This is a genomic window from Eggerthella hominis (assembly GCF_014287365.1).
GTDB classification, from domain to species: domain Bacteria; phylum Actinomycetota; class Coriobacteriia; order Coriobacteriales; family Eggerthellaceae; genus Eggerthella; species Eggerthella guodeyinii.
Window position 1 is genome coordinate 647,490 of record NZ_JACOOA010000002.1, and the last position, 12,759, is coordinate 660,248.

The window sequence follows — 12,759 nt, forward strand, 5'->3', positions numbered from 1 at the left end:
TTACGCCATGAAGGTTCGCACACTGTTGATAGGCGCCGCGTTGGGCCTTGCGCTTTGCCTGCCCGTCGCTCCGGGCATGACGGCGGAAGCCGCCGAAGATACCGTGCAAATCACGGACATCGAGCAATTGGTGCCGTACGTTCCCGACGCGATCTTCCGCCAAGCCGTGTTCGATGCCGTGAAGGACGGGGCTGACGGCGCCGAAGGCGCGGACGTCGAAGAAGCGCTGTACAATTTCAGGGGAACCGTTCTGTACAACAAGAGCAACGCGACGCCCTCGGATCAGAAGATCAAGGACGTACACGGCATTCAATACCTGCGCAACGCCCAGCTCGTCAGCCTGAAGTACAACGAGATTCGCGACTTTTCATGGCTCGAGAGGAGCGGCGGGCTCGAAGACAAGTACTATGGCGAGCTGCTGGCGAACGACCCCACCATCGAAATCGACGAGAGGAACGTGGTGTGGGATTTCGGCGGCAACCCCTTTGAGATGCTTCCGACGTTCTTCGGAGGACGCCTGAAGATCATGCAACCGGCAAGCTCTTCTTTCACGTACTCGGAAGACGTATCCCAGCACCTTGCCTACGTTCGCCCCGCCGGCGAGACCGCCGTCAGCGGAGCCCTCGACATCGGCAAATCGGCCATATACGAGCATGGCGCGAAGATCGAGGACGCGCACGTCGTAGAATGCGGAGTTCACACGCGGCCGGGCGACGCCGCCACCAGCATGGTCATCGCCTCTCATAACGACACGACCGCCGCCTTCACCGGCCTTGAGAAAAGCGGGGTCTTCCATATCTACGTCGGCATGGATAAAGAGTTGAAGTACGGCACCCAGGACGAATGGGGCGCCATTACGGAAGGCGAGCAATCCTACAAATATTACCTCACGCCCACCTTTCGCGTATACGACCGGATCACGGCCGCGTCCGCAGCCGGAAGCAGCGCCGTGCTGACCAAGACCGACGCCACCACCAACGCGCCGGTGGCCGGAGCGACCTATGCGGTGTACACGGACAAGGGGGCTTTCGTCGAAGAGCGCACGACCGATGATGCGGGCAGCCTCTCCACCTCCAGCCTCCTTCCGGGCGCCTACTACTTCCAGGAGACCGAAGCGCCCACCGGCTACCTGCTCAACGACAAGAAAATTCCCTTCACCATCGTAGAGGGCACCACGGGCGCAACCACCTCGGTCGGCGGCGGCGAGTCGCAGGTGACCACGTCCGACGGCCAAACCGTCAACGCCTCAGCCAACGAGCGGCTGTTCGCCGGCGGCAAGGACGGCTCCGGCACCTTGCTCAGCCCCGACCTGGAGCTTTCATCGAGCAACCCCGACGACGTCGTAGGCGTGCAGGTGACGTACGACAAGCTCGACGGCGACCGAGGCGGCGACAACGTCGTGCGCACGTTCGACAACCTGACCAATGCCCAAGCCGACATCAACGCCGAGAAGGGCGACAACGCCATCATGGGGCCCGTTTCCGTCACGGCCAGGTATCGCACGTCGACCGCCGCGCCCGTGCAGGTGCAAACGAGCGACGAGCCCGTCGAGGCGATCGACATCCCCGTGAAGAAGCACTGGCAGGACAACCCCGACTGGCACGGAACGCGCGCAGACGTCACCATCCGCTTGTGGTGCGGCGGCGACGAGGTGGGCACCTGGACGCTGATCGGAGGAGAGCCGAGCGAAGGCGGGGCCGACGACTTCGACCACGTGTTCACCGGCCTGCCGAAAACCGACCAATACGGCAACGACCTCGTGTACGAAGTGACCGAGGATCCCGTTCGGGACGCTTCGGGCATCACCGGCAACTACATCTCGACCATCGACGCCGATCCAGCGGTTGACAACGGCGTCATCGTCTCCAACCTGTACAACGTTGCCGAGAAGTTCTACCTGACCGGGCAGAAAACATGGAGCGGCGACACCGAGGCCGACCGCCCCGCATCCGTGTCCCTGACGCTCACGCAGACGAACGCGAGCGGGCACGCCCCCTACATCTTCAAGACCACGGCGTCGGCGCCCGATTGGACGTACACGTTCACGAACATCCCGCTGCTCGAAGGCTCCGAGCGGGCAACGTACCAGCTCACCGAAACGCCCGTGAACGGGTACACGTCGTTCGCCCCCATCGCCAACATCCAGGGCACCGGCGACATCGAGACGGTGGTCGTTCCGGGCGAGCAAACCGTCAACAAGATCAAGCGCGTCGACGTCGCCGGCACCAAAACATGGCACGACTACGACAACGCACTCGGCACGCGCCCGGCGGCGATCACCGTGAACCTGTATCAGGACGACGTGCTGTTCGACACCGCCACCACAACCGCCGACGACGGCTGGGCGTACCAGTTCACCGGCCTGCCCGAAGCCGCCGCGAACGGCACCATCCACGTGTACACCGTGCAGGAGGAGGCCGTCGAGCACTACGCCACCGTCATCGACGGCACCGCCATCGCGAACACGCTCGACCCGAAGCTGAACGACATAGCCGAGGTGAAGGGTACGAAGACCTGGGACGACAACGACAACGCCGGCAACACGCGCCCCGAAAGCATCACCGTGGAGCTGCTGGACGGCGACGATGTGGTGAAGTCGCTGGAAACCACGGAAGCTGACGGTTGGGCGTACGCGTTCACCGAGCTGCCGAAGTACGCCGACGACGGAACCGAGATCGCCTACATCGTGCGCGAGAAGGACGTCCCGGCCGGCTATGAGGCGGCCGTCTCGGGCCACAACATCGCGAACACGCTGAAGCCCCAGCCCGGCGGCGACACCGTCGAAGTCGCCGGCACGAAGACCTGGGTGGACAACGACAACGCCGGCACCACGCGACCGGAAACGCTCACCGTCTCGCTGTACCAGAACGACAAGCTCTTCCGCACGCAGGAGACGTCCGCACAACGCGATTGGGCGTACCGTTTCGCCGACCTTCCCCGCTTCGACGCGGATGGGAAGGAGTTCGCGTACTCGATACGGGAGGATGCCGTCCCCACCGGGTACACGGCCGCCGTGAAGGGTTACGACCTGACCAACACCTTGAGCGAGATCCCGCAGAAGCCGAAGGACCCGACCACTCCGACCGACGCGCCGCACAAGCTGGCCGCCACCGGCGACGTCCCGTTCGCCGCAGTCGCGCTTGGCGCAACCTTCGCGGCCGCGCTCCTCGTCGTCGCCGCCTTCCGAAAGCGCAGGCGCGCCTAGGCTTGCATCGACCGATCACAACCTCCCAAGCCCCCCGCTTCAAACATCGAAGCGGGGGGCTTTTCCCTGTTCAGACGCAACGTAAAAGACTTTTGACAAGGTGAACTGGGGGCGGGAGGGGCTTCGTCAAGACCATTTGATGGTACACTTTGGCGCGTCATGGCAACCTATGATCAGCGAAGGGAAACGCATGGAGCTCGGCAGTCAGATCAAACGGCATCGGACGGATCGGGGACTCTCGCAAGACGACCTCGCCGCGAAAATCTACGTTTCGCGCCAGACCGTCTCAAGCTGGGAGAACGACAAGACCTATCCCGATGTGGAAAGCCTGCTGCTGCTCAGCGTTCTCTTCGACGTAACCGTCGACGAACTGATCAAAGGAGACGTGGAAGCCATGAAAGAAGCAATCGCGAACGACTACAAGAAGATGGTCGCCCTCAGCTGGGGAGGTTTGGCCATCGCGATCGTGGGGGCCGTAGCCGCCATCGCCGGCATAACCCGATGGGATTGGGGCGTCGTGCCGTCCGCCATCATCGGCCTTTTGGTATGGGGCATCGGCATGGCGATGCTCATGCGCGTGGAGCGCATCAAGAAGCAGAACGACCTGGTTACCTACCGCGAGCTCGTAGCGTACTCGAAGGGCGAGCCCATCGACCGCAACAACCCGCGCAGCCGCCGCGCCCGCCAGCATCGCACCCTCAGAGGCGTCGTGCTTTTCCTGGCCGCCGCCGTCGTCGGCGGGCTGGCCGGCTACTTCGGGTACATGTACGGCATCTTCGGGTAAACCCATCGCGAACGACTCCTGCGACCCCGCGCTCTCGCGACCGACGCCCCCTTGCCGTCTCTCGTAAGAGCGCGGTAAGGGACGAGGTCGCCGCCCCGCTTCCTGTCGTCGGAGCCGCGAAGCAGGGAATGCACCCCCTTCTGCAACTTTTTCGACTTTGTGGCAAATGGAGTGGAACCTGACCAGGGATTTCTCCCGGCGCTGCTGCAGCCTTCCGCCGCCGCGCTTCCCTGCAACCGCAAAACGCCTGATGAGGATGTTGACTTCGGAAACGCGCCTGCCATAAGGTCGAAAAAGTTGCAGAAGGGACACCGAATCCCGCTTTCGGCGGGGATCCAGCGCCGGAGCGCAACGGGCGGACTGCTGCGCCGCGACGACCGGGCAGCGGCGAGATGGGCGCGATCCGCGCTCCGGATTTCGATTCTGGGCGCAAAACGATCGGCGGGCCACGCCGCACCCTCGTCGTCCCGCCCACAACCAGTCGGACGGAGCGTGCCGCGCCCCCGCAACGGAGGCGCGGCACGCACGCTATCGGGCGGTTACTTCTGGGGCGTCGGGGCCTTCGTCTGCACCTTTTCGCCCTTGTCGACGGCGGAGCGGCCGCCGTGGTTGAAGCCGGTGCGGATGACGCCCTGGGTGTTGCCGGTGACGAACTTCGCCTTGTTCAGCGTGTCCATCTCCTTCTTCATGTCCTCGACCAGCTTGATGGCCAGCTGCATCGAGAAGTCGGCGCGCGCCACGACGCGCTGGACGGTGGTGTCCTGCATGTCGGCCGGCATCGGGTACGCCGGCACCAGCCAGCCGCTCATGCGCAGGCGGTCGGACAGGTCGTACAGCGACCACTCCACGCCGGCGTCGTCCTTCAAGCCCCAGCACACGATGGGGATATGCGACGCGTCCTCGTAGATCTCGAAGACGCCCATCTCCTTGAGCTCGGCAGCCAGGTAGCGCGCCACGTCGAGCGTGCGCTCCTGGATCTCCTTGAAGCCCTCGAAGCCGTTGCGCATCAGCACGTAGTACTGGCCCACGATCTGCGACGCGGAGCGCGAGAAGTTGATGGCCATCGTGGCCTCCTCGCCGCCCAGGTAGCTCACCCAGAAGATCAGGTCCTCGGGCAGCGCCTCCTTGCTGCGCCACACCACCCAGCCGATGCCGGGGTACACGAGGCCGTACTTGTGGCCGGAGCAGTTGATGGACCACACGTTCTTCAACTGGAAGTCCCATACCAGGTCGGGCTCGACGAACGGGGCGAACATGCCGCCCGACGCGCCGTCCACGTGAATGCGGATCGGCAGCTTCGGATGCTGCTGGTTGTACGCTTCCACCAGCTCATCGAGCTTCTGCACGTCGTCGAACTTGCCGGTATACGTGATGCCCAGGATGGCCGCGATGCCGATGGTGTGGTCGTCCACGTAGTCCATGACCGTGTCCATGTTCAGCGACAGGTGGTCCTTCTCAAGCGGCACGAGGCGCATCTCGATGTCCCAGTAGCGGCAGAACTTTTCCCAGCACACCTGGTAGCCCGCGGAAATCACCAGGTTGGGGCGCTGCGCCGTGTAGATGTCGATGCCCGCGTCCTTCGCCAGCTTCTTCCAGCGGAACAGCATGCCCAGGCCGCCCAGCATGCACGCCTCGGACGAGCCGACGGTGGACGTGCCCATGGGCTCCTCGGCCGGGTCGGCATGCCACAGGTTGCCGATCATGGCGACGCAGCGGTTCTCGAGGTCGGCCGTCATGGGGTACTCGTCCTTGTCGATGGCGTTCTTCTCCATCGTCTCGGCCATGATCTTCGTGGCCATGGGCTCCATGTACGTCTGGCAGAACGTGGTGAGGTTCTGCGTGGCGTTGCCCTCGATGGACAGGTATTCCTTGATCATCTCGTACGTGATGCGCGGCTCGACCGGCTTATCGTTCATCTTGAGGCGCGGCATGGCCACGTCGGACGCCTCGGAGCCGAAGATGGGGGTGCTGTACTTGGTGCCCTCGTCCATGCCGTCGAGAATCTTGCTGGTAGATGTCTGTTCCTTCATGAAAACCTCCTACAGGTCGTCTTGCACGTCTCCATGCATGTCGTCTTGAACGCTAGTGCTTGGGCTGGGACTCGTCGGCGGAATCGCGCTCATGATCCTCCGAGTCCTCGTCGGGAATGTCGCACGGGTACGGCATGGGGTTCTGCGGCGTTGCGACGCCGCAGGCCGGGGGCTGCTCGTCCGCGTGCCCCTCGCCCACCGTCGGCTCAGCCGCGGGCGTGCGCAGCGGGTCGATGGTGTCCTGCGTTTCCTTCGCATCCACCGGGATGGGACCCGGCGGTCGGCTGGTCACGCTGACCACCACGCTGGAAATGCCGTGCGCCACGCGCTCGCTCAACCCGCCGCCGGCAACCGCGCCGCTGGCCCCGGCCGACCGCGGGGTGCCCGCAGCATCGCGCGGGCCGCCTATCGTGTCGCGCGCTTTCGTGCGCTTGTTGATGGGGCCCGACGACCCGGCGTCGGTGCGCGCGTGCGCGCCCTGCGCGGGAGCCGCCGGACGCGCCGGCATCCCGGAAGCCGTCGTCGGAGCCGCCACGGCGGCCACTGCCGCAGGCGTGCCGCCCTTCGGCGCCCAACGATGCCGCAGCCCGTAGATGATGAACGGGATGGCCACCGATATCACGAACGCCACGCCGAGCGTTGCCTGGTACACCATGTTCGACTGCGCGTCGAGGTTCGACGACGGGAAGAACGAGATGATCAGCGTGGCCACGGTCATGATCAGGCCCACGCCGGCCACGATGGCCTTGAACGGCGTGCCGCCCGGCAGCTGGAACGAGCGCTGCAGGTTCTTCTTCTTGAAGATCAGGTAGAAGTACCCGAGGAAGAACAGCACGTAGCCCACGAGGTAGATGACCACCGTCAGGCCGATGGCCGTCAGGTAGCCCACCGACGAGCTGGACCCGCCGGACAGCGCGATGGACCCGCATAGCACCGCGTCCCATACCGTCACGATGGCGGCCTGGATGACCACGGTCTTCACCGACACGCCGTGCTTGTTCACCTTCTTGAACGACGGCGGCAGGATGCCGTCGTGCGCCGTGTCGAGCAGCGCGCGCGACGGGCCCACGATCCAGGCCGAGATCTCGGCCAGCACGCCCAGCGCCAGCAGCAGCGCCACCGCGAACACGATCCAGCTCATGGACGGCCCGATGTGCTGCACGAAGATGGCGCGGAACGCCTCGATCACGCCGAACGACAGGTTGCCGTCCAGCACCGTCGCCGGCAGCGTCGTGGCCACGGCCAAGCCGCCCACGGCGTCGAGCGCAATGGTGAGGATGGCCAGCACGATCATGGCCAGCGGGTAGTTGCGGTTCGGGTTCTTCAGCTCGTTCACGTGCGACGCGGACGCCTCGACGCCCATGTACGCCAGGATGAACGACGCGAAGATGACGAGCGTGTCAACCTTGCTGAAGTCGGGCACGAACGTGCCCACGTCCATGGTGATCTGCGACGCGCCGCCCGTGGCGAAGTAGTAGATCAACCCCACCAGCAGCACGAGCACGGGCAGCAGGATGCCGCCCACGAAGCCCACCTTCGAGATGCGCGCCGTGTACTTCGTGCCGCCCAGCTGAGTGAGCGTCAGCAGCCACACGATAGCGGCCACGCCGAAGAACATCACCAGCGGGTTGTTGTACAGCGCATCCCACCTGAACACGTACGCCAGGGCCGCCAGGATGAAGAACGCCATAGTGACAAACCCCACGGTGATCTGGAACCACTGGAAGAACAGCGCGGCGAAGCCCCACCGCCTGCCCAGCGTGTTGCCGACCCAGGCGAAGATGCCGCCCGATTCCCATCCTTTCACCGTGGCCATCTCGGCCGCGCACAGCGCGACCGGCAAGAACCATAGAACGCCGCCGATGATCAGGAAGAACACCAGCTGGAAGCCCGATGATGCAAACGACGGGTACTCGTACACCGTCATCACCATGGAAGCCGTGATGGCGAAGAATCCGAAGAACGTCAACGTGCGCTTGAACGTCGGACGGCTCACCTGGCCGATAGGACCCGCGTCAGCCGAAGACGCTTCTGGGGTATGACGAGCATCGCTCATGCCGCCTCAACTCCTTTCCTCACCTATGGACGCGACGTCGCGCCGCTCGCAACAGCAGCGGCGCGACGTCGCGCTCGAACGTTTGTTAAGAACGTTCTACCAGAAGGCGGGGAACGCAAAACGGCGACGGGAGGGCGTTCACCCTCCCGTCGCCGAAATGTGAGTTGCTAGATTACTGGGCCGGACGCTCAGCCCTGAGCCTTGGACGCTTTGGATGCCTTGGCGTACACGTCGATGGCGTCCTGCAGGATGTCGGATGCGAATTTGCGCACGTCGTAGCCCTCGGAAATGGCGGCCACCGCCGCGCCGTCCACCACGGTGCCCACCATGCGCGGCGGCATGTCGATTTCCGCCCGCGCGAGAATGCGCTCGATGGCGGCGTCGAGCGAGACGCGGCCTTTCTGGTAGGCCTCGGTCACCACGTCCGATTCGGCCGCGGCGATCAGCTGCGCATAGTGTGCCGAAGGCACCACCGACTCGTCCGGCAGGCAGGCGCGAATGAGCAGGTCCACCACGTGACGACGGCACTCCTCGGGCTCCAGCCCCTCCGCGGCGGACGCGGCCTTCTCGGCACGCTCGGCCCACAGCTGGATGTTGTACCGGCCGGCCTCGTGCAGCAGCTGCGTCACGGAGTCGAAGTAGTACCCCACCGACGACGAGGCCGCACCGGCCCACTTCGCCACCTTGCGATACGTCACGGCTTTCGGCCCCTGTTCGCGCAGCAGCGCCGCCGCGGCAAGCACGAGCGACGTGCGCGTGATCTGAGCCTTCAAAGACTTCGGCGTCTGCGATGTTTCGGCCATACGTCCTCCATCGTACGGGCGGCGCGAATGCGCCGTCTCATGAGCGAACGCCGCCCGGACCGGCAGGTCTGGACGGCGCCCGTTTGTATCCGCAATCTACCGCTTCGTGCACGGTATCGTCGTTGCAGGCCGCAGGGCCTTACACTTCAGACAGATCCTTACCCGTATGCTCATGCGATAGTATCATCGCCACCAGCGCGATACAAGACACGCCGACCATGTACCAGGCAGGCGCGAGATTGGAGCCGGTAGCGGCAATCAACGCGGTCGAGATGAACGAGGCCGAACCGCCGAACAGGGCGTTCGCCAAGTTGAACGACAGGGCGAACCCGGTGTAGCGCACCGCGGTCGGGAACGTCTCGGTCAGGTAGCTGGACAGCGTACCGTCGTTGATGGTAAGCGCCAGGCACATGACCAGCTCAACCGCCAGCACGGTGAAGAACGCGCCCGTGTTCAGCAGCATGAACGACGGCACCGTCAACACGATGAACGACACGCATGCGATGATGAGCATCTTCTTGCGCCCGAACTTGTCGGACAGATGCCCCATGCCGAAGATGAACGCCACGTACGCAACCAAGCAGATAGTGGTGATCAGCGACGATTCGTTCGCCGGCATCATGACCACCGTCTCCAAGTACACCGGCAGGTACGTGAGCACCACGTAGAAGCCCACCGCATTCAGCATGGCGGCGCCGAAGGAGATGATGAGCTCCCTCGAGTGATGGCGGAACAGGTCGCGAATCGGGTGGTTGGAGTCGTCGCTCTTCGTGATAGCCGCCTGCATCTCCTGGTAGGTCGGCGAATCCTCGAGCTTGGTACGGATGTAGTGAGCGATGAGGCCCAGCGGTCCGGCCAGCAGGAACGGAATGCGCCAGCCCCACTCGTTCACGGCTGCGTCAGGCAGGATCGTGTACATGACGGTGGCGAACGTCGAACCCACCAGCAGGCCCACGGCCGTCGAAGCCGGCACGAGCGAGCAGTACACGCCGCGCTTGTTCGTGGGTGCGTACTCCGCCAGGAAGGTGGCGGCGCCGGCGTACTCGCCGGAAGCCGAGAAGCCCTGGATCATGCGGAGCAACAGCAGCAAGATGGGCGCAGCGAGGCCGATGGCCAGGTAGCCCGGCAGCAGGCCGATGCAGAACGTCGCACCGGTCATCAGGAAGATGGACGTGGACAGGGCCCACTTGCGGCCCTTCTTGTCACCCATGCTTCCCCAGAAGATGGCGCCGATCGGGCGCAGCAGGAACGAAAGCGCAAATACCGCGAACGTCTGCATGAGCGCCAGGGCGGGGTCGTCGCCAGGGAAGAACACGTTTGCGATGACCACCGCGAAGTACGAATAGGTTGCGTAGTCGAACCATTCGATGAAGTTCCCAAGGAACGATGAAACGGCTACTTTTCTGATAGTGGAACTTTGGTCGTTAGATCCCATGGTAATCCCCTAAGAAATTAGCAGCTTCGTTAAAAGTACACGCAAGCTGTCGGCGTATTTGGTGCTCCAAAGAAGCCCCCTTTAATAGTCGGGAAACGCCTTAACCTGAGGTTATCATACCGCATAAAAAGCAATAAAAGGTAAACCTGTAACCTTTCGTTCATGTTTTAACCGGTGAACAACCTGCCCGCCAAAAGGCGTGGAGCCCGTTTTGCAGCAAACGGGCTCCACCTAAAACGCCTTATGAAACGCATGGTTCGTCGTGCTTACTGCGTTCTCATCGACAGGCTGGCAGGCAACCCGGAGGTTCCGGTCGCACGCGTGGGCGATCAGTAATCCTCGAGCAGGTCCACCTGGGCCTTGCTTGCACGCATGATGAAGTTGCGCTTGGCCTTCTGACCGCCCTCCGCCAGCTTGCGCAGGATGACGCGCTTCAGGCGCGGGTAGTCGTTCATGCCGTACCAGGCGAACGCCGTGCCGCCCGTGTACGCCTCAACGATGCTGTGCACGGGGACGTTGACGTCGCGCTTAGCGTCCAACTCCAGATACTCCCGGATCTCCGTGGCGCACAGGTCGCGGATGACCTCGGAGCTGATCTCCAGGTCGTGCGCCAGCTGGTTCAGCTGGTAGTCGACCTCGGCCTCGTCGGCATGCGGGAAGTACGTCACGTCGTAGGTGACGGCGTTCAAACCCGACGCCTTCGCGAACTGGAGCATCGTCTCCAGCGACATCATCTGCACGTGCTCTTCGGTGCGCTCGGCGATGTCGAGCTCAGCCGCGAATCCCTGCAAACCCTGCTGCGCGAAGGCAGCATGCAGTTCTTCCTCGTTCTTAGCAGCCTCGAATTCCACCTCAGTAGCGATGTGTGTCAGATTCTTCGTAACCTTCATATGCCACACGCTCCTCTCAAATGTATCGCGGAACTACTTCAGTTTTTCCTTGGCTTCCTCTTCCGCCAGCTTGGCAGCGAGGTTCTCGCGGATCTCAACTTCTTGCTTGTGCTTGCGCCCGGCAACCATGCCCTTCACGGACGGGATAGCGCCGCCGCCGATGATGAGGATGGCTCCCAATGCTGTGTTGATGGTGAACGGCTCGCCGAAGATGACCAGGCCGATGAACAGCGCGACGGGAACTTCCCAGTACGCGATGGTGCCGTAGTCAGCAGCCGGCAGGTTGCGGCCGGCAACCAGCAGGAAGCCCAGAGCGATGGGGCCGCAGATGATCCACAGCAGCACCGCGCCGATCCAGTTGAACGTGGTGAAGTGCACGTTGAGCGCCCAGTTCTCCATGCCAGGGGTGGCACCGAGGGAGTTCAGGATGATGGTGATAACACCGGCACCCAGGACGGCGAAGATGAAGTTCCACACGCCACGAGCCGTGGTGTCGGCATCCTTGCGGTAGCCGTTGAAGAACATCGAAGCACCGTAGAACACGCCGGATGCGAGGCCAAACGCGTCGCCGATACCCTTCATCGGGAACTCGGCCGTAGAAGGCGCCAGGTTGAAGTCGAAGCCGAACGCCGAACCGCCCACGCCGAAGCCGAGCAGGCCCTCGCCGAACAGCATGCCGATGAACACTGCACCCAGGCAGATCCACTGCAGTTTCGACATCGGTTCTTTGCGGAAGATGCGCGCCATCAATACGCAGATGACAGGGCCGATGTAAATGAACAGCACCGCGTTCGAGATCGTGGTCAGCAGCGTGGACGTCACGTAGCACGCCAGCGACATGCCGATCATCAAACCGCCCAGCGCGATGGCCGGCGTCAGCTTGAGTTTCTTGAACACGTGCACCTTGTGCGTTGCAACGAGCAACACGACGAAGAACAGCACACCCATGCCCATGCGGCCAACGGCCATCAGGGCGCCGATGCTGTCGCCCGCGTTGAAACCCGCCGCGCCGTCGAACATGTCGGTGCGCGTGGCCCAGCGGCTGAACAGGGGAACCAAGCCCATGCCCGTCGCCGAGATCAACATGGCAATGGTGCCCAGGTTCAGCTTCATTTCGTAGCCGCCGGAGCCGTCCACGTCCTTGCCGACCTTAAGGTCTTTGTTATTGTCTGCCATTGGTCCTCCTTAAACCAGTAGCAAAAAAGATATGCCCCACCTAAGCCCCCTCGTGAGGGGCCTTTGTCATGCAAGATCGAATGCGAAACTCGGATACGGACCGTTGCGTCTTACCTTTGATCCTACATGACCGAACTCTGTTGTGCGTGATTGTCGAGTTTAGGAATGAAAAAGGGGACCCGGAATGCTGTGCAAACCGAATCCCCTTTCTTTTACGAAGTGACGATGCCTGTCGGTGACAAGTAGGTCAAGCTACGCGCTTAGTCGTTCCACATCTCGGGATGGATGAGGGTCGGGTCGGCGACGCGGTTCGGGAAGTAGTCGAGGCACTCGCCCTCGCGGAACACGTCGGCCGTGGAGCAGTGCAGGCCGCCGCCGAA

Annotated in this window: 8 protein-coding genes; 2 read left to right on the plus strand and 6 right to left on the minus strand. The window is 63.1% G+C overall.

Annotated elements, in window-relative coordinates; all coding sequences use genetic code 11:
- Positions 1 to 7 precede the first annotated feature (7 nt).
- Both H8S61_RS07495 and H8S61_RS07500 read left to right on the plus strand, forming a co-directional pair.
- Positions 8 to 3,205 (plus strand): Cna B-type domain-containing protein, encoded by a 3,198-nt coding sequence (locus H8S61_RS07495; RefSeq protein ID WP_186938524.1) that lies wholly within the window; start codon positions 8 to 10, stop codon positions 3,203 to 3,205.
- Between the two features lie 190 nt (positions 3,206 to 3,395).
- Complete coding sequence (locus H8S61_RS07500; RefSeq protein ID WP_186938525.1) at positions 3,396 to 3,989, plus strand: helix-turn-helix transcriptional regulator; 594 nt, start codon at positions 3,396 to 3,398, stop codon at positions 3,987 to 3,989.
- A gap of 539 nt (positions 3,990 to 4,528) precedes the next feature.
- Here H8S61_RS07500 and gad read toward each other — a convergent pair.
- From gad to H8S61_RS07530, 6 genes are all read right to left on the minus strand, one after another.
- Positions 4,529 to 6,019, minus strand: coding sequence for a glutamate decarboxylase (gene gad, locus H8S61_RS07505; protein ID WP_154333264.1), 1,491 nt, complete (start codon positions 6,017 to 6,019; stop codon positions 4,529 to 4,531).
- Between the two features lie 52 nt (positions 6,020 to 6,071).
- Positions 6,072 to 8,075, minus strand: a complete 2,004-nt coding sequence (locus tag H8S61_RS07510; protein ID WP_255466506.1) for an amino acid permease — start codon at positions 8,073 to 8,075, stop codon at positions 6,072 to 6,074.
- Positions 8,076 to 8,263: 188 nt separating this feature from the next.
- Positions 8,264 to 8,878 (minus strand): TetR/AcrR family transcriptional regulator, encoded by a 615-nt coding sequence (locus H8S61_RS07515; RefSeq protein WP_160942179.1) that lies wholly within the window; start codon positions 8,876 to 8,878, stop codon positions 8,264 to 8,266.
- Positions 8,879 to 9,017: 139 nt separating this feature from the next.
- Positions 9,018 to 10,313 carry an MFS transporter gene (locus H8S61_RS07520; protein WP_160942180.1) on the minus strand — a complete coding sequence of 432 codons (1,296 nt, stop codon included), beginning with the start codon at positions 10,311 to 10,313 and terminating at the stop codon, positions 9,018 to 9,020.
- 329 nt (positions 10,314 to 10,642) lie between these two features.
- Positions 10,643 to 11,203, minus strand: a complete 561-nt coding sequence (locus H8S61_RS07525; protein ID WP_160942181.1) for a hypothetical protein — start codon at positions 11,201 to 11,203, stop codon at positions 10,643 to 10,645.
- A gap of 33 nt (positions 11,204 to 11,236) precedes the next feature.
- Positions 11,237 to 12,379, minus strand: coding sequence for a DMT family transporter (locus H8S61_RS07530; RefSeq protein ID WP_186938526.1), 1,143 nt, complete (start codon positions 12,377 to 12,379; stop codon positions 11,237 to 11,239).
- Between the last annotated feature and the right edge of the window lie 380 nt (positions 12,380 to 12,759).

What these genes read in the sequence shown, in the direction of transcription:
- H8S61_RS07495 (WP_186938524.1), top strand. Translation starts at nt 8, where the DNA reads ATGAAGGTTCGCACACTGTTGATAGGCGCCGCGTTGGGCCTTGCGCTT.
- H8S61_RS07500 (WP_186938525.1), top strand. Translation starts at nt 3,396, where the DNA reads ATGGAGCTCGGCAGTCAGATCAAACGGCATCGGACGGATCGGGGACTC.
- gad (WP_154333264.1), bottom strand. Translation starts at nt 6,019, where the DNA reads ATGAAGGAACAGACATCTACCAGCAAGATTCTCGACGGCATGGACGAG.
- H8S61_RS07510 (WP_255466506.1), bottom strand. Translation starts at nt 8,075, where the DNA reads ATGAGCGATGCTCGTCATACCCCAGAAGCGTCTTCGGCTGACGCGGGT.
- H8S61_RS07515 (WP_160942179.1), bottom strand. Translation starts at nt 8,878, where the DNA reads ATGGCCGAAACATCGCAGACGCCGAAGTCTTTGAAGGCTCAGATCACG.
- H8S61_RS07520 (WP_160942180.1), bottom strand. Translation starts at nt 10,313, where the DNA reads ATGGGATCTAACGACCAAAGTTCCACTATCAGAAAAGTAGCCGTTTCA.
- H8S61_RS07525 (WP_160942181.1), bottom strand. Translation starts at nt 11,203, where the DNA reads ATGAAGGTTACGAAGAATCTGACACACATCGCTACTGAGGTGGAATTC.
- H8S61_RS07530 (WP_186938526.1), bottom strand. Translation starts at nt 12,379, where the DNA reads ATGGCAGACAATAACAAAGACCTTAAGGTCGGCAAGGACGTGGACGGC.